21 protein-coding genes and 1 pseudogene are annotated in these 16,666 nt (G+C 65.3%); all 22 read right to left on the bottom strand.

Features of this window, described 5'->3' with window-relative positions; translation table 11 throughout:
• Nucleotides 1-53 precede the first annotated feature (53 nt).
• On the bottom strand, nucleotides 54-689 hold the full coding sequence (locus tag EFAMC2_RS02195) for a EutP/PduV family microcompartment system protein (RefSeq protein WP_154026570.1): 636 nt from the start codon (nucleotides 687-689) through the stop codon (nucleotides 54-56).
• The gene (locus tag EFAMC2_RS02190; protein ID WP_154026568.1) at nucleotides 686-1,321 is read right to left on the bottom strand and encodes a EutP/PduV family microcompartment system protein; all 636 of its coding nucleotides are present in this window, start codon (nucleotides 1,319-1,321) and stop codon (nucleotides 686-688) included. Before EFAMC2_RS02190 ends, EFAMC2_RS02195 begins: the two co-directional genes overlap by 4 nt.
• A 27-nt stretch (nucleotides 1,322-1,348) precedes the next feature.
• Nucleotides 1,349-1,735, bottom strand: coding sequence for a BMC domain-containing protein (locus EFAMC2_RS02185; protein ID WP_261979987.1), 387 nt, complete (start codon nucleotides 1,733-1,735; stop codon nucleotides 1,349-1,351).
• Nucleotides 1,736-1,795: 60 nt separating this feature from the next.
• Entirely contained in the window at nucleotides 1,796-2,047 is a 252-nt protein-coding gene (locus EFAMC2_RS02180; protein WP_154026566.1) for a glutaredoxin family protein, read from the bottom strand.
• 2 nt (nucleotides 2,048-2,049) lie between these two features.
• On the bottom strand, nucleotides 2,050-2,313 hold the full coding sequence (locus EFAMC2_RS02175) for a hypothetical protein (RefSeq protein ID WP_154026564.1): 264 nt from the start codon (nucleotides 2,311-2,313) through the stop codon (nucleotides 2,050-2,052).
• A gap of 23 nt (nucleotides 2,314-2,336) precedes the next feature.
• A complete protein-coding gene (locus EFAMC2_RS02170) occupies nucleotides 2,337-2,888 on the bottom strand; it encodes a BMC domain-containing protein (RefSeq protein ID WP_187325098.1) in 552 nt (183 codons plus the stop codon).
• An 89-nt stretch (nucleotides 2,889-2,977) separates the two neighbouring features.
• Nucleotides 2,978-3,904, bottom strand: a complete 927-nt coding sequence (locus EFAMC2_RS02165; RefSeq protein ID WP_154026560.1) for a hypothetical protein — start codon at nucleotides 3,902-3,904, stop codon at nucleotides 2,978-2,980.
• A gap of 152 nt (nucleotides 3,905-4,056) precedes the next feature.
• On the bottom strand, nucleotides 4,057-5,478 hold the full coding sequence (locus EFAMC2_RS02160) for an aldehyde dehydrogenase family protein (protein WP_154026558.1): 1,422 nt from the start codon (nucleotides 5,476-5,478) through the stop codon (nucleotides 4,057-4,059).
• 25 nt (nucleotides 5,479-5,503) lie between these two features.
• Nucleotides 5,504-6,541, bottom strand: coding sequence for a cob(I)yrinic acid a,c-diamide adenosyltransferase (locus tag EFAMC2_RS02155; protein WP_154026556.1), 1,038 nt, complete (start codon nucleotides 6,539-6,541; stop codon nucleotides 5,504-5,506).
• Nucleotide 6,542: 1 nt separating this feature from the next.
• Nucleotides 6,543-6,818 carry a EutN/CcmL family microcompartment protein gene (locus EFAMC2_RS02150; protein WP_154026554.1) on the bottom strand — a complete coding sequence of 92 codons (276 nt, stop codon included), beginning with the start codon at nucleotides 6,816-6,818 and terminating at the stop codon, nucleotides 6,543-6,545.
• Nucleotides 6,815-7,684, bottom strand: a complete 870-nt coding sequence (locus EFAMC2_RS02145; RefSeq protein ID WP_154026552.1) for a hypothetical protein — start codon at nucleotides 7,682-7,684, stop codon at nucleotides 6,815-6,817. The genes EFAMC2_RS02150 and EFAMC2_RS02145 overlap by 4 nt, the downstream gene beginning before the upstream one ends.
• Nucleotides 7,685-7,744: 60 nt before the next feature.
• Complete coding sequence (gene eutJ / locus EFAMC2_RS02140; protein WP_154026550.1) at nucleotides 7,745-8,575, bottom strand: ethanolamine utilization protein EutJ; 831 nt, start codon at nucleotides 8,573-8,575, stop codon at nucleotides 7,745-7,747.
• Between the two features lie 9 nt (nucleotides 8,576-8,584).
• The gene (pduL, locus tag EFAMC2_RS02135; protein ID WP_154026548.1) at nucleotides 8,585-9,262 is read right to left on the bottom strand and encodes a phosphate propanoyltransferase; all 678 of its coding nucleotides are present in this window, start codon (nucleotides 9,260-9,262) and stop codon (nucleotides 8,585-8,587) included.
• A 25-nt stretch (nucleotides 9,263-9,287) separates the two neighbouring features.
• Entirely contained in the window at nucleotides 9,288-9,563 is a 276-nt protein-coding gene (gene pduA / locus EFAMC2_RS02130) for a propanediol utilization microcompartment protein PduA (RefSeq protein ID WP_154026546.1), read from the bottom strand.
• Between the two features lie 575 nt (nucleotides 9,564-10,138).
• Nucleotides 10,139-10,417, bottom strand: a pseudogene (locus EFAMC2_RS10505) (BMC domain-containing protein); the annotation flags it as partial.
• Nucleotides 10,418-10,450: 33 nt separating this feature from the next.
• Nucleotides 10,451-10,798 (bottom strand): glycerol dehydratase reactivase beta/small subunit family protein, encoded by a 348-nt coding sequence (locus EFAMC2_RS02120; RefSeq protein WP_154026543.1) that lies wholly within the window; start codon nucleotides 10,796-10,798, stop codon nucleotides 10,451-10,453.
• A gap of 1 nt (nucleotide 10,799) precedes the next feature.
• Complete coding sequence (locus EFAMC2_RS02115) at nucleotides 10,800-12,629, bottom strand: diol dehydratase reactivase subunit alpha (RefSeq protein WP_154026541.1); 1,830 nt, start codon at nucleotides 12,627-12,629, stop codon at nucleotides 10,800-10,802.
• Between the two features lie 21 nt (nucleotides 12,630-12,650).
• Entirely contained in the window at nucleotides 12,651-13,178 is a 528-nt protein-coding gene (locus EFAMC2_RS02110; protein ID WP_154026538.1) for a diol dehydratase small subunit, read from the bottom strand.
• A 12-nt stretch (nucleotides 13,179-13,190) separates the two neighbouring features.
• Nucleotides 13,191-13,934, bottom strand: coding sequence for a propanediol/glycerol family dehydratase medium subunit (locus tag EFAMC2_RS02105; RefSeq protein ID WP_154026536.1), 744 nt, complete (start codon nucleotides 13,932-13,934; stop codon nucleotides 13,191-13,193).
• Between the two features lie 14 nt (nucleotides 13,935-13,948).
• Nucleotides 13,949-15,613 carry a propanediol/glycerol family dehydratase large subunit gene (locus EFAMC2_RS02100; protein ID WP_154026534.1) on the bottom strand — a complete coding sequence of 555 codons (1,665 nt, stop codon included), beginning with the start codon at nucleotides 15,611-15,613 and terminating at the stop codon, nucleotides 13,949-13,951.
• A gap of 20 nt (nucleotides 15,614-15,633) precedes the next feature.
• A complete protein-coding gene (gene pduB / locus EFAMC2_RS02095; protein ID WP_154026532.1) occupies nucleotides 15,634-16,455 on the bottom strand; it encodes a propanediol utilization microcompartment protein PduB in 822 nt (273 codons plus the stop codon).
• A gap of 51 nt (nucleotides 16,456-16,506) precedes the next feature.
• Nucleotides 16,507-16,666, bottom strand: a 160-nt coding sequence (locus EFAMC2_RS02090; protein ID WP_154026530.1) for a BMC domain-containing protein, incomplete at its 5' end; no start/stop codon positions are given.

Raw genomic sequence — 16,666 nt, 5'->3', positions numbered from 1 at the left:
ACGGCCGGTGGGGCCGACCGGGAGGCCGGTCATGGGGGCGCGGGGCGTATGGCCTAAGTGCCCGCAGGGTCGGTTCCTGCTTGGCCGGCATGCTCGCGCTCCCAGCGCTGTTGCGCCTCGCGCTCGGCCGCCTCGCGGCGCTCGTGGTACTCGGCCCAACTCACGCGGCCCGAGGTGCCCAGCATGTTGACCTCGCCGTACTTGTCAGACTCGACGAAGCGCGGCGCCTCGGCCTCCTTGGCGCTCTCCCACGGCAGGGTGTCGCCGGGATCCTTGAGGTAGTCGAGGATCTTCCAGATGCCCTCGCCGGTGTAGGAGCTCACCTCGAAGATGGTCCAGACGCCGGCGACGTGCAGCCACTCGGTCGCGCGGGCGACGTTGGCGTCGGGAGAGTCGATCTTGGTGATGATGCCGATGACGGGACGGTTGCACATCGTGGCGACGCCCGGTCGAAAGCGCGTGAGGGTGTCGGTGGCCGAGAGCACCAGGCCGACCACCTGGGCCTCATAGGTATACAGGCTCATGGCCTTGGAGAGAGCACGCTCGGTCCATTCGCCGGGCGTGTCGATGACAACGTCCTCGTTGTAGGCGTACTGCGTCTTGTGGTAGTGGATGACGCCTCCGCGCAGGGCCTGGATCAGCGTCGTCTTGCCCGACTCGCTGCGCCCCATGAGCGCGATCTTCTTCACGAACGGATCCCTTCGTCATGCACGTGCTCGCCGCCCTCGGGCGCCACGGGGCCCGTGGCCTCGAGGGCGGCGCGTCGGGCGTCCTCCTCGACCCAGCTCATGCGCTGCGCCGAGGCACCCACCTTGTCGATCTCCCCGTACTTGTCAGACATCACGAGCCTCGGCGCGTTGGCCTCGCGCTCGTTGGCAAACGGCAGCTCGTCGCCAGGCTCTGCCAGATAGTTGAGCAGCTGCCATATGCCCTCGCCTGTGTAGGAGCTCACCGGGAAGATCTTCTTGCACCCTGCAAGGCGAAGCCAGTGGCTCGCGCGAGGAACGTCGGCGTCGGGCGAGTCGATCTTGGTGACGATGCCGATGCAGGGCCGGTTGCAGGCGCTCGTGACGCCCGGCGGATAGAGCGAGTAGGGTTCAGCGGCATTGATGAGCAGCCCCACCACGTCGGCCTCGTAGGAGTACAGCGCAAGCGCGCGACCGAGCCTATGCGTCTCAGCGTACTCGCCCGGCGTGTCGATGACGACGCTCTTGTGGCCGATGCACTGGGTCTTGCGGTAGTCCAGCACGCCGCCGTTGAGCGCCTGCGTGAGGGTGGTCTTGCCCGCCTCGCTGCGGCCCACGAACATTATCTTTCTCATGAGCTAGGCGCCCAATCCCAAAGACGCCTAGGTGCGCGTGATCGGGCAGATGGTGAAGCCCAGGTGCGTCTCGAGGTACGTGAGGATGCTCTGGATGGCGCTCTGCACGTTTGAAATGCGGCCGGTGATGATGAGCGTGCCGCTGAAGCGGTCGATGAACCCCATCTCGACCTTCGAGGCCTTCGTCGCGATGTCGGCGGCGATGACGGAGATCTCGGCCGGTGTCATCGAGAGGATGCCGATGGCGGCCTGGTCGTAGTCGACCGTCGGGTCGAGGCCGAGCTTGGTGAAGATGACCTCGTCGGGGCTCGCGATGATGTGCGCAAGCGTGACCTGCTTGCCAGGAACCGTCTCCTGAATGATGCGCATCTTGCCTTCCTGCATCACTCCGAAGTCGTTGAGATTGAGAGCCACGATGGCCCTCCTTTCAATGTCTGGCCCGTTGCCAGCAGCCAATGCCGGCGACGGGCACGCCTAGATGAGACCGTGCGCAACCAAGAGGTCGGCGAGCGCCGAGGTGTCGCCGCCGATATGAACGTCTTCGCCGACGCTCACGACCGGGACGACCCGATAGCCCTGCTCGTCCATGAAGCGCTGGCCCTCCGCATCGCTCGTGAGGTCGTGGTCGGAGAAGGGCACGCCGTGCCGCCCGAGGAACTGCTTGACCTGTTTGCAGTGGTCGCAGCCCGGCATCGAGAAGACACGCACCTCGTCAGTGGCCGCCATGGTTACTTCGACTCGCCAGAAGGCGTGTAGAAGCACTGCGGGCAGTCGGCGGCCTCGGCGCGCTGCGCACGTTCGTCGGCCTTCGTGGCCTCGCTCGTGTAGTAGCACTGGGGGCAGTCCCCGGCCTCGGACGCCTGCTGCTCCTTGTCCTTCTCCAGCGCCTGGGCGGAAGGGGTATAGAAGCACTGGGGGCAGTCCTCAGTGCCTGCGGCGGCAGGACGGGCGTAGAAGCCCCGCTGGGATACCTTCTTCGTTTCGTCGGCCATGGTTGCTCCTTTCGTGGTTTGCGCTAGCACAACAGGTTCGAGACAAGCGCCTCATGGGGTGTGGCGATGGCGCACGAGCTCGTAATGAGGCTTGGGTCTCCGCACCTCGCCTTGCATGTCTCGATCGCGTTGCGCACGGAAGCAATGTCTCCCGTGAAGTTGACATACCCCTTTCCGCCAATCCCCTGGGCCATCCTGATGCAGATGAGCCGAACGCGCGAAGCCTTCACGACGAGGTCGGCGGCGAGGATCGCGGAGAGGGCCGTCCGGGTCTCTATGGAGCCAAACGACTCGAGCTTGTCGGGCCTGGGCCTCGTCTTGAGCGCCTCGGCCACGGCCTCGTCGAGATGATCGATGGCACGGCACACCACCGCCTGCCTACCCGCGGTGCGCTCGGCCGCGGCGCAGGCGCACTCGACGGCGCCGACGCCGCCGGTGACGATGGCCAGGAACTTGCCTGGGCACGACGGCGAGGCACGCACAAGCTCCACGTCGGCGGCCTTGAGCATCGCGTCGACCGTCTCATACCCCAGGGGAATGTGACGAAGCTCTATGAGGCCAACGGAGACGCCCATGACACGTTCCTTTCTAGGCGCTGCGGCCATGGGGAAGAATCCCCATGGCCAGGGTGTGACAGGTGCCGCTTACGGCAGCCCGGAAGGGGCTAGCCGATGATAATCGCGCCGGGGGCGGCGCCGAGGCCCATCGCGACGAGGTGCACGATGCAAGCGAGAATCCAGATCGTCGTGGCGGGCGGGTCGATGTGGGAATCGACGTTCGTGTTGAAAGACTTGCCCACAAAGTCACCGACGAGCGAGGCGATCACGGCGAACAGGGTGCCGAAAAGTACGCCGGCCGTGGGGCCCCACGCAGTGACGCCGACAACAGACGCATAAGCGCCAATCAACGAGATGTGGTGCGTGGCGGGCGTGGCGAAGCCCGTCTGCGTGAAGATCAGGGTCACGGCAGAGAAGCCGAAGCACACGAACGGCCACATGCCCAGTGCCACGTCGTTGCCGGTCGTGAAGAAGTAGGCAGCCATGGTGGAGATGGCAAGGCCGAGGCCAAGGCCAAGCATGACGTTGCAGCCGAAGCCCTTGCCGCCCGAGAACCACTCATGGCCGCCGTTGGGATAGCTGCCGAGCAGCCCCGAGTTGCCAAAGCCGAAGCGGCACACGAGCGCGAGGATGAACACCGTGGTGCCCGGAAGGTCGGTGATGGCACCAAAGACCGGAATCATGGCGAGCAGCGCCTTGATGACGCCACCGGCGAGGCCAAACAGGCCGCCCACGAGCAGCACGTCGGGCGAGCCGAGGCCGTTAAGCGAGCTCAGGATGTCGGCCCCCGAGGCAAGCTCCTTCTTCCTGCCCGCATAGGCGGCCGCAGCGACGCCGCCGGCGAACGCCGTGTGTGGACCGATGAAGGAGTTGAAGGCAACGTCGAGCAGGGCGATGTCACCCGTGACACCAGCAGCCTGGAGCAGGCCGCCGACGAGGGCGAACAGGCCCGTCATGATGAAGGCGGGCAGGGCACCCATATAGGCTCCGATGAGACCACCACCGAAGGCACCGGCAAGTGTGAGGAAGTCCATACGTTCTTCTCCTTTGTAGCGTGTTGATAGGACGCGCCACGCAACCTGCTCGGGTGAAGGGTGGTCCGAGGAGGCCGCGATTGATGCCGTATGCAAAGGAGGCGCCGGCCGGATGGCCGGCGCCTCAAGACGAACGCAAAGGGAAGCTGAGACTAACGGACGTCCATGCCGCCGACGAGGACGCACTTGCGCTTGCGGCAGAAGGTCTTCGCGGAGGTGAGGCCCTCACCGGTGGGGCCGGCGATAGTGAAGGTGGCGTAGCCCATGCCACCATTGCCGAGGCCGGCGAAGGACGGGCCGTTCTTCACGAAAATCGTGGTCTGGATGAGCTTGGCCATCTTGGAGAGCTTGTCGACGTTCTTGGAGTGCATCATGGCCGTGTGGCGGTTGCCGTGCTCGACGCGGACGGCCATGTCAATGGCCTCGTCGACGTTGGCGACGCGGACGACCGGCAGAATCGGCATCATGAGCTCAATCTGGACAAAGGGGTGGTCCTCCTTGGCCTCGATCATGATGGTGCGGACCTCATGGTCGACCTTGATGCCGGCCTTGTCGAGGATGTAGTTGGCAGACTTGCCCACGAAGGCGGTGACGGGCTTAGAGCCCTTGGTCACGAGCTCGACGAGACGCTGAATCGCAGCCTCGTCCTTGAGCAGATAGGCGCCGTTCTTCTGCATGTTGAAGATGAGCAGGTCGGCGATAGAGTCGACGGCGATGACCTCCTTCTCGGCGATGCAGGGGAGGTTGTTGTCGAAGCAGTGGCCGTCGATGATGTCCTTAGCGGCCTTCTCGATGTCGGCGGTCTCGTCGACGACCACGGGCGGGTTGCCCGCGCCGGCGCCGATGGCCTTCTTGCCGCTGGAGAGGACGGCCTTGACGATGCCAGGGCCACCGGTTGCCACAAGCATGCGCACCTTGGGATTGGCCATCATGGAGTTGGTGGCCTCGATGGAGGGCTCGCGCACCATGGTGACAAGGTTCGCAGGGGCGCCGAGGTTCACGAGTGCGCGGTTGATCATCTGGACCATCTCGACGGAGAGCTTCTTTGCGCGCGGGTGCGGCGAGAAGACCACGGCGTCGCCGGCGGCGAGCATACCGATCGAGTTACAGATGATGGTCTCGGAGGGGTTGGTGGTGGGGGTGATGGCGCCAACCACACCAAACGGCGAGTACTCGACGAGCGTCAGGCCGTCATCGCCGGAGAAGGCCTCGGTCGTGAGGTCCTCGATGCCCGGCGACTTGAGGGCGGCGAGGCGGTTCTTCACGATCTTGTCCTCGTACTTGCCCATGCCAGACTCCTCGACCGCCTCCTTCGAGATGTGCTCGAGGGTCTCGGGCTCGGTGAAGATCTCACGGACACAGGTAACGTACTTGTCACGGTCGGCCATGGAGTGGTTGAGGTACTCGTGCCACGCCGCATCGGCGGCGTCGACGGCGGCATCCATGGTGTCAAAGACGCCCCAGTCTCCGCACTCGCCGCCCGTGCACGCGGTCGAGGGGGCGTCGGAGCCACCGGAGACCTGGTCGAGCACCTGGTTCACGATCTGCTCGATCGCCTTGGGATCAATGTTCATGAAACTATCCCTTTCCTTTCGAAAGTTAGAGGGCCATTGCGTAACGTGCGATTTCCATGTCCTGCTCGGGAGTGCCGCCGGAGACGCCGATGCCGCCGACGATCTTGCCGCCCACGACAAAGGGGAACCCGCCACCAAAGAGGACGACCTTCCCGGGCTCAGTGGAGTCTATTGCGTAGAGGGGCTGGCCAGGCTGCGAGAGGCGGCCGAGCTCCTCCGTGGTCATCTTGCAGGAGAGCGCCGAGTAGGCCTTGGCCTGGGCGACCTTGATGCTAATCAGCAGCGAGTCGGGCATGCGCTGGAGCATCACGAGGTTGCCGCCCTCGTCGACGGCGGCGAACACGCACGGGACGCCGATCTTCTCGGCGCGGCTCTGGGCCCTCAGGGCCATGGCCCGCAGCGTGTCAAGCGTGAAAGGGTGCTCGTGCACTCCCCCCTTACCCGCACCGTCGCCGAGCCGCTCCTTGACGGCATCGACGATGCGGTCGCACAGCTCGTCGCGCTGCGCCGCCTCCTCAGAGTAGCGGGCGAGCCCATACACGGCGTCGGAGAGACGGTTGAGGTACTTCTCGACCTGGGGCCTAATCTCGAGCGTCTGGCGCAGCTCGACGACCCTGCGCTCGGCACGGCGGACCACCGTGCGCGCAAACTGCAGCGACGCGGAGGGCCCGTCGACCCCTGGGACCACGAAGGCATGCTGGGGGCCGATTTTGGCAACGCACTCGTCGGTGATCCGCTCGAGGTACTCGACGTCGGCCTCTGTGACCATGGAGAAGTCAATCTCGGAGCCTACGGTGTCCGGGCGCTTGATGCCGACGAGCTTGGCAAGACCACGCTCGTCAGCCGCGAGCTCGGAGCCCACGGAGAACAGGCGGGTCTGGATGTGGTAGAGCACATCGGCAACGAATGAGTCGCGAGCCTGGGCGCGTGCGACGCCCAGGGCCGAGATGGCCTCGTCGACAGTACCGTATGCATCGACGCGCGGGTCGGCCTTGCTTACGCGGGATCCGCCCACGAGGGCCGTGGTGCCCTTGTCACCGGTGCGGGTGTAGATGTTTGGCATGCTAGCCCACCTCCACCGTGTCGACGATGCCAATGATGGCGGCGTCGATGGGGGTACTGTCGGGCTTTTCGTCCTGGAACAGGTGGCGGGCTGCGCTGCCGTCACACGTGATGACGACCTCGCCCTTACCGGCGCCGACGGCATCGACGGCCACCTGCGTCTTGCCACAACGCTGAAGATGCTCGTCGAGTGGCTCAACGATGAGGAGCTTAAAGCCGATAAGCTGGGGGCACTTGCTCGTGGAGACGACGGTGCCAACTACACGACCGAGGTTCATGCCCTCGCCTCTCTTTCGTTCTTGACGATGGTGATGGATCGACGCGCGGCGACGTCTCGGGCCAAGGAGGTCACGAGGGCGTCAGGCGCGACGAGGAACGTCGAGTGCTCGGGCAGGGTCGAGAGCGCCTGGGCGCTCACGACATGGCCGGCAAACTCGGCCTGGTGAGGCGAAGTGGCCACCGCCACACAGGACTGCGCGGCAGGCCCGCAGAGGGCCTCGCCGGCAACGTCCTGACTCAGCAGCGCGGCGAGCCTGCGGGCGCGGACGCGCTCGACCTTGGCCGCGAGGCCCTCAGACGTCGTGAGGTTCACGCCGTACGAGCGCAGGACCTCCATGTTCTCGCGCATGCGCGCCGCCATGGGAGCGGGAAACGAGAATCCGAGCTTGGCGCGATCGACGTTGTCGGGGCAGCACCCGTTGATGCTGGCCACAACGTCGCGTCCAAGACCGATACCCTCGACGATGGCCGCCTGCGCGGCCGAGTCGGTCATGCAGCTGGCAACGTGGGCGCAGGAGTTGGCCGTCAGGGCGGGAACGATGATCAAGCCTGCATCGCGGGCCATAGACTCCGCGCTCTTCGAGCCAGACCGCTCGATGACGAGGTCGGCCGGCTTGAGCGCATCGTCAATGGCGTCGACGTCGAGCACGCGTGCGGCAGGCTCGGACATGAGCACCGTATAGGAGAGACCCAGGCGCTCGCGCAGCTGCGCGAGCTGCTCGGTGGCGGTGGCACATCCGATCTTCGCGCCCGTGTAGACCACGAGCGCTTGATCCTGCTGAGCCTTGATGCTCGCGACCACGCGCGCCGCAACCTCGCGGACGATCTGATCAAGCGTCTCGGCACACATGCTTTGGATATCCATCACGCCTCCTCTCTCGCTTGTCTAGTGAACCAATGATGCGGAAGTGCTTGGGTGCACCCACTAGGCGCCACAGCCGTAGGCAATACCCAGCGGCGTGACGAGCAGAGGCGCATAGGGCTTCACAACGCGCAGCCCCAGGTACTTCTCGAACGTGGCTGCGAACTCGGAGAAGCTGCACGCACCGCCCACGACGTAGACCGTGTCGACGGTCGGGTCGGTGCTGAGGAACTGCTTGACGATCGCGGCCATCTTTTCGACGGTAAAGCGGACGGCGGGGTACACGAGGCGCTCCTGCGCGGGATCACGCTTCATGGCCTCAGCCTCCTCGGTGGAGATGCCCATGGCGCCGGAGAGCACGAGCGTCATGTGCCCACCGCCAGTGGGCTCGTCGGCCGTGAAGGTCACCTTGCCTTCGTGGAGGATGGAGATTCCCGTCGTGCCGCCACCCACGTCAACCACAGCGCCCTCCTTGATTTCGAGCACCAAAGACGCGGCCGTTGGCTCGTCGAGCACGCCGGCAAGACGAAAACCCGCACCCTCCACCACGTTGCCCAGGGCCTTGACGCTGCCCTCGGCGACTCCGGGGGGGATGGCGCACGCACCGGCATCGAGCTCGACGCCAAGCGCCTGCTCAAGCTGGTCCTTGAGGCGCGTGACAACGCGGATGGCGCCTATGTAGTCAACCACCACGCCGTCACGCACCACCTTGGAGGGAAACGAGGCGCCAGCGACGGGCTTGTTGTCTTCATCGACAACAGCAAGCACGATGTTTGCCGTGCCGAGGTCGACACCGCACCTGAGCGGACCCTCGAAGGGATTGGTGGCGCCCGTGTCTACCAGGCGCTCGAACTCCTTCAGTACCGCATTGGCACTCGCAAGCTCATCAGCCAAGCTGCCTCCCTACGCCTTCTCCCCAGACTTCAGAAGCTCGACGAAGTCGCCGGTCTTCAGTCCAAATGCATTGCCCTCGTCCGTGTCGATGTGCATCTCCAGCGTGTACTTGGGGCTGGAGCGCACCACCACGTTGTCCATGATGCCGCCTCGCGGACCAGGGACCTTCACGCGGACGATCTCGCCGTTCGTGACGCCAAAGCGCTTCGCGTCGTCATCGTGCATGTGGATGTGACGCAGTGCGACGATGACGCCGTCCTTGATCTCGATCTCGCCCTTAGGGCCCGAGATCTTGCAGCCCGGGGTTCCCTCGTGGTGACCACTCTCGCGCACAGGCGGGTTGACGCCGATCGTGCGGCCGTCGGTGGCAGAGATCTCGACCTGGGTCTTGGCGCGAAGCGGACCCAGGATGCGCAGGCGCTTGAGAGAGCCGCGCGGGCCCGTCACCGTGACGGTCTCGGCGGAGGCGTACTGGCCCGGCTGGCCGAGCAGCTTCATCGGATGAAGCTCGCTGCCAGCCCCGAACAGCGCATCCATCGTGGGACGGTCAAGGTGAACGTGGTGGTTCGAGACGCCAATCTTGATCTGACGGTCAGGATCGGGCTCAACCTCGCCCCCGAGCTTCTCGACGACGAGCTTCGTGACGACCTTCACGAGCTCGCTCCTGTCAACACCTTGAAGATTCATATGCTGTCTCCCTCAGAACGTTTCCCTAGAGGGTCTTCGGCAGGATCTTCTCGACGTCGGTGTGCGGGCGCGGGATGACGTGCTGAGAAACGACCTCACCAACCTGCTCGGCGGCGGCAGAACCGGCGTCGACGGCGGCCTTGACGGCGCCCACGTCACCACGGACCATGACGGTAACAAGGCCGCTGCCGATCTTCTCGTAGCCAGTCAGAGAGACGTTGGCCGACTTGGTCATGGCATCGGCGGCCTCGATGGCGCCAACGAGACCCTTGGTCTCAATCATGCCGAGAGCTTCGTTCATATCAGTTCCTCCTTGCCGTGTGGGCGAGCATGCGCGCCCACCGTTGGTTACTTATGGTTGGGACCCTTGCCGCGAGAGGGACGAGTCCCTCGCTTGGGGGTGGTTGTGGGCGCAGGCCGGCTCTTGGCGTCGCTACGCTTTGCGGCCTCAGGCTTGGGATCCGCCGGCTTGGCGGGCGCCGCCTTCGCAAAGCTTGTGACATCCGTCGGCTTCGCCGCCGGCGCTGGCCTGGGAGCCGACGCCTTGGCCTCAGGCTTGGCGGCCGGTGCGGAACCAGGCGTCATGGAGACGCTGGGGCTCGGCTTGGCCACAGGCTTGGGCGCCTCAGTTGCCTTGTCCATCACGGAAGCCTCGGGGGCGCCGGGCGCGCTCGGCTTGGCGGGTGCCGCCTTCTTGCGCGCGGCCTTGGGCTTTGCGGGGGCCTTCTTGGCCGAGGCGGGCTTGGGAGCCTCATCGCTCGGGACCTTGGCCTCAGGCTTGGTGTCGGGCTCGACCTTCGCCGGGGCAACGTACGAAGCGCTCAGAGGCGAGTTACCCTTCACGTCGGCACGGGCGCCGGGCATAGAGCCAAGCGTGCGCCTGTTGATGACGAGCGCCTCGAGCGACTCAGATGGGCGGGCAATGACCTGCGTGGAGACGACGCGCCCCAAGCGAGAGGCAGACGCCGCTGCGGCGGAGACGGCAGCCTTCACGGCACCCACGTCACCGAGGATCTTGATCGTGGTCCAGCCGCCGCCCATCGTGAGCTCATAGCCCACGAGCGTGACGTTGGCCGCCTTTACGGCCGTATCGGCGGCCTCAATGCCAGCCGCAAGTCCCTCGGTCTCGATGAGGCCCAGACTCTGCTTCAACATCGCTACACCTCCCTCGAACAACTTGGCGGGACACTACATCTTGAATGGAAGTCGCTTGATCAGCCGCGCGGCATTCGTTCCGATAGTTCGGACCTGATAGGAACCGGGCTGCGCAGGAGCCTGAAACAAGGGAGCATCTGTAGTTAGCTTAGTGAAGCGAAGGGCGACATTTTTGTCGTCCACCCCTACTCCTACCTCCAATCTCGACTCCACTGAGGCGAGACGCGCAAGCTCATTGGCGTCACCCGAGTCATGCATGCTCACGTGCCAGGGAATGCCCTCCTCCTCCATGCCCAGGTAGACCTCCCTGAGCACGTCGGGCGAGGCGCTGGGCGTGTGCATGACGCAGATGTCGGGCCTGGCTGCAACGGCGATGGCCATGTCACACCCCTCCGCCCGCGGTCATGGAAAGCACGAGGCCCGTGGCAACCGCGTTGCAGGGTCCCTCGGTGCCACGGATGTTGCCGCGGCCGGCCACAATCTTGTAGTGCGAGAGCGCGTCGGTGATCATCGTCGGCACCTCGAAGTCAAGCGAGGAGCCACCCACCATGACAACGAAGCCGATGTCGCGCGGGTCTCCGGTGGGGCTCACGCGCCTGAGGGCGCGCAGCGCGTCAGTCACGAAGACCTTGCGCTTGGCCTCGCGGCGGATGGTGCGAATGCGCTCCATGTTGAGATCGGAGTTGATGGCCTGCGGGCCGTCGGGCTTGAGAACGACGACGCGCGCGAAGATAGAGGGGTCGAGCGGGTCGCTGAAGAACTCGACCGTGCCGTTCTCGTGACGGATGTGGAACATGCTCTCGACCTTGGCAAGCGGGTACTTCTTGATCTCCTCGGCCTCCTCGAAACTCTCGAGGCCCATCTCGGACTGAATCAGCATCGTGACCATATTGCCCGCACCCGCGAGGTGGATGAAGTGAATCTTCCCCTCAGCGTTGATGATTGATGCGTCCGTGGAGCCGGCGCCCATATCGAGGATGGCGATGGGTTTCGTGGTACCCGGAGTGGTGAGTGCGCCGCGGATGGCCATGTCGGCCTCGACGCCGCCCACGTGGACGGGAACGCTGACCTGCCTGGCGAAGTCGTCGGCGATCGTCTGCATCGCAAGGCGGTCGGCCTGCACCATAGCGGCCACGCCCACGGCGTTCTCCTGGGAGAACTCGTTGGCAAGGCCGCCCTTGACCTTCTGCGGCGTAAACGTGTCGACCGCGAGCAAGTCTTGGATCTTGATGTCACGCGGGTGCTTCTTGGTGAGATTGCTCATGACGAGGCGCACGTTCTCGAGCATGCCGCCCGCGTTGGTGCCGGCCTCGCCGTGCACGTCGACCACCTCGCCAACGTTGCCCTCGGCGGCCATGATCTTGTTGGCGCCGGCGTCAACGTCAACCTTCTCGACGTGGCCGTTGGCGCCCTCGAACTCAATCTGGCCCGCCGGGATGCGGCGCTCCTTGACGTCGCCGGCGGGTGTCTTGATGACGACGGCCGAGCGGTTGCCGATGAGGGCGCGCGCGATGGGAACCACCTGCTTGACCTCCTCGGAGCCGAGGCCAAACACGGTGGCGATGCCGAAGGGGTTGGACAGCGTCTGCACGACGTCGCCCACGCCCGCCACCTCCACCGCGGCTCGCATGCCCAGGGGCACCTTCTCGATGAGCATGACCTCGTCGACGATGGGAATCTTGTGCTCGAGACGATTGTTGATGAGCACGCCGTCGTCACGCTTGACGATGCCCGCGGTGATCGAGATGCCGTTACGGGCAGCCTCGTTGATGAGGCGCGCAGCCTCCTCGAAGCCCACGGCGGGCGGGACCACGACGATATAGTCCTTCTCGTGCTCCGTATGGCACAGCGCCTGGATGTCGACCGTCTCGCCCACGCCCACGCCCTCGCCGCCAGGCGTCGAGGGGTTGTGGCCAATCATCGTGGACTCGGTGATGATCGTCTCGGTCACGGTCTCCATGGCAACGTCGCCGATGACCGGGGCCGCCTCGTTGAGCAGGATCTCCTCGACATCGGTGACCTCGAGGTTGGCCTGCTTGACGGCCACGGAGAGCGAGTGAAAGATGCCATTGATGTTCTGGAGGGTACCCTTGATGCCCGTGGTGGCAACACGGGCGCTCGACAGGAAAACCACCCCGCCCGCATCATCGATGCGGGCAAGGGCAGTCTCAGTCGTGGCATTACCTATGTCAATACCAGCAACTAGTTTCATCGCGAATCTCCTGGCAACCGCCTAGGCCTTCTTGAGGCGGTCGCGCTTCTCGTAGATGGCGGCGGCATCACGCACGAGCTTGGCGCACACGGGCGCGTTGTACTGCTTCTCGAGCTCGTCGGCCATGTCGAGCAGCTCCTGCTTGGTGGAGCGGTACGGACGCAGCGCGTTGTACATCTCGAGTAGGCGATCGTCGGGGACGGCGATGAGCTCGCCGGCTCGACGCATATTGCCGGCAAAGGCATCGCGACGCACGCTCTCGGCGACCTCGGCCTGCAACTCCAAGGTCTCGGGGGTAATCGCGAGGTCCTTGAAGTTGAGCTTGCCGGAGATGACGTCCTCGTACTTCATGTCGGACAAGCGAACGCCCGTCGGCGACTTGAGCCTGTCGGGGATATGCTCACCGAGCGGGTAGTCGGCCTTGGTGACGCGCTCGGAGGCAGGCACCTCGTGGGCGGTCGCTGCGGACTTGGGGGCAGAGACGCCGTCCTTGCCCATCGCGGCCAGAACCTGCGCCACGACGTCCTTCATCAAAGCTTCCTGATCCATGGTTCCTCCTCCCTAGTCAAACTTGACGTTGATGGCCTGCGGGCCACGGTTGCGGTCGGTGTGCTCGGTCTCCTTGATATGGAGCAGCGCCGAGACGGCCTGGAAGCGCGGGCGCGCCATCTGGTCGTTCTTCATGGGCACCGGCGTGGGCGACTGGCCCTTGGCGTACATGGCCGCGTTCTTGCCGATCTGGCGGTAGGTGTCCAGGTCGATGAGCGGACACTGCGGGAACAGCTCGAGGTTGTTCAGGGGCGGCAGGTCCTTCTGGTGAATGACCGTAGTGCCCTTGGATTGAATGCCGATACCGATGCCGCTGCCGGAGTACTCGGCGGCATCATGCGCGACAAACGAGACGTCGGAGGTGCGGTAGACGCGGATGACACGCCACTTGCAGCCCTCCTCCTCGATGCCGGCGAGAACCTCGCGCAGGATGTCAGTGTGTGGCACGTGCACGATGTTCTCATGCTGGTACTTGCCGAAGGCGGCGGCAAGGCCGACGACGACCTCGCTGGGCTCGGTGCCCTTCTGGGCCTCGCCGACCTCGGTGAGCACCATGCCCTTCTGGCGCCCCTCGGTGGGCGTGGCAGAGCCCTCGACCTGGGCGAAGCCGCCCTTATTGGTCGTGGTGACCTCCTGCGCGTCCCCGGCGGGCGCCGAGGTCGTGCTGGGAGCTGCGGCCGTGGCCGCAGGGGTCGCGTTCAGATTCTTGACGACCTGCTCGACGATGGTGCGAAGCGTAGCCTCATCGATATTCATTGCGCCACCCCTTTCTAAATCGTCTCGGGATCAACGGCCCACGGAAGGTCCTTGATCTCGTTCCAGCGCTCGGCAGACATCTGGTAGCCGGTCTTGGGGCCCTGGTAGGTGTTGGGCATGTTGACGGCCGACTGGACCTCCCAGTCGGAGGTGACGATAGCAGCGGTGTGCAGGTAGTCACCGGAGACACGCTGCTTCATCATGTTGAAGATGGCGTGGGCGACATCCTTGAACCCGGCCTTGTCGAGGGCGCGAATGATGTCAACGCCGTTGGTGCCGCGGTTCATCATGTCCTCGACGGCCTTGAGATCCTCGTTGATGTTGCGCTCGGGCATATCCTTCGAGCCGTCGGCATACGTCGCGGCCTCGACCTCCTCGTCGGTGATCGGCGGCAGGCCGAGCTCGCGGAAGAGGCCCTGGAGGGCACGAGCCGCGTAGTTGCGCGCCTTGACGACCTCCTCCTCCTTGGCCGGACGAAGGCCGGCGTCGACGCGCATGTCGCGCTGGATGACGCACCAGTCGTCGAAGTCGTGGGCGTCCCAGTTGGAGCCTGCGAACATGTTGTCGTAGTTGGGCTCGCCGGCGTAACCCGAGCAGATGTAGTCGGTGCCAGGGAGGAACTGCGGCATGGTACGCACGGAGCGGCGAAGGTCGGAGTGCGTGAACGACTGGTCGTTCGAGGTGGTCGACTCGAGGTCGAGCATCATCGAGAGCAGGTTCTCGGAGGCCACGACGCGCAGGCCGCCGGGGACGGCAGCCGGGACGCCGATGCAGGACACCGAGCCGTTCTGGGTGCCCTGGACGCCAGCGCCCTTGGTGATGGCGAGGCAGCGGGCCTCGAGGTAGAGCATGGACTTGCCCTCGGCGAAGCCCATCTGCACCTCAGAGCCGGTGCCGGAGGTGAAGCGCATCTTCATGCCGCGCGAGGCGTAGCAGCTGGCGAGGAACGCCTTGGAGTACGGCGTGTCGTCGCCGTCCATGAACACGTTCTCGGTGCCATAGACGGAAATCGTCTCGGCGTAGGTAGTGAAACCGCGCATGCCCATCTGGAGCTCGGTGGCCTCCTCGAGCGAGCACTGCGTCAGAGTGCCGGGACGCGCGGCCTGCGTACCGATGAGGATGGCGATGGCGTTGAAGGGCGCGTAACGGGTGACGGCGACCGTCGTCTCCTGCTCGGCGAAGCCACGAACCGCGTTCTCGGCCGCGTCAGCAACGAGCTGCACGGGATTGTCGCGCAGGTTGGTGGTGTGGCACTGGTTGGCCGGGTAGGCACGGGCGCGCATCTTCTGCACGGCCATCATGATCTCGACGATGTTGAGCTGGTTGCAGATCTCGGTCAGCTTGGCCGGGGTGCAGCTCAGCGTGTAGTCGAGGACCTCGTCACGGCTCACGTTGATGTCGACCATCATGCGGGCGATGTCGAGCGACGGCGTGGCCATGGCCTTCTCGGCGTTGTCGAGACGAATGGCGGTGTCGGCGATGAACTGGTCGAGCATGTCGAACTCATCGCGCGTCTTGCCGTCCATCTCGGTGACGACGCCGTTCTCGATCTTGATGCTCGGCGTGGGGTCGTTGGGGCTCTCGGTGGCCACGAAGCCAACCTCGGGCCACTCGGTGACGAAGCCATCCTTGTGGATGGGACGCTCTGCGAGTGCCTCAAAGCGCTTGGACTTAGGCATTGGTCAAGACTCCCTCTCGCCTAGATGATGTACGGAGTCGTGGTGCTCTCGAGCGGCTCGGAGGGCTCCATGGCGCCCAGCACCTGCCTGCCGACCTCGCGGGCGGCGACGATGGCCTGCTTGACGGCGCCCGAGTCGCCGGAGAAGGTCGTGATGACCTCGTTGGAGAAGCTCGTGCCGTGGGCGGGGCTGGAGACCGAGACCACGTCGACCGTGGCCGCCTTGACGGCGGTGTCGCCGAGCAGCACGCCGATGGCCGCCGGGGCGCCCACCGTGATGCCGAAGGCCTTGCCCTCCGGGGCGCCGAAGGCCTTGGCCAGGGCGTGGGAGGCGCGGGCGGTGTACTGGAACTCCAGGTGGCCGGCGGAGTTGCCGTAGACATCGCCCATGGTGCGCTCGACGTCGGCCAGCGTCACCTCGACGGCGCGGCGGGCGTCGGAGACGTCCTCGGCGCCGAAGACGATGAGCGAGCCGTGGCCGGCGCCGCCCTCGGTGTCGCGGGGCAGCTCGATCTTGAGCACCTCGACGTTGGTGGCCTTGACGGCCTCGTCGGCCGCGAAGATCTGCGGGCCGGCGCCGGTGCGGTCGCCGACGATGCCGATGGAGCGGTACTTCGGGTCCAGGCCGAACTTCTCGTGGACCTGGCGGTCGACGTTGGCGATCACGAGGCCGATGGTGTGGCCGATGGCGGTGCCCACGAACTCGGTGAGGTTGCAGGCGCCGGCCGGCTTCGGGGCGCCCTTGGCGACCGTGGAGCTGCTGGCGGTGTTGGGGACGGCGGAGCCGGAGCCCATCTTCTTAAGAATGTCGTCTACGAGCTGGCTGATGTTGGTGTCGCTCATGGCGACCTCCCTTCGCGTCTAGCGAGCGCATGCGCCCGTGTGCAGTGTAGCCTACGCCTCGGCGGCGGTGTGGGGCAGGATCTTCTCGACGTCGGTGTGCGGGCGCGGGATGACGTGGACGGACACGACGGTGCCCACCTTCTCGGCAGCCGCGGCGCCGGCGTCGACGGAGGCCTTGACGGCGCCCACGTCGCCGCGGACCATGACGGTC

It is taken from the genome of Olsenella uli, assembly GCF_901212655.1.
GTDB lineage: Bacteria > Actinomycetota > Coriobacteriia > Coriobacteriales > Atopobiaceae > Parolsenella > Parolsenella uli_A.
Note: the sequence above shows the minus strand (reverse complement) of the source record. Positions and strands in the feature narration are given on the sequence as shown.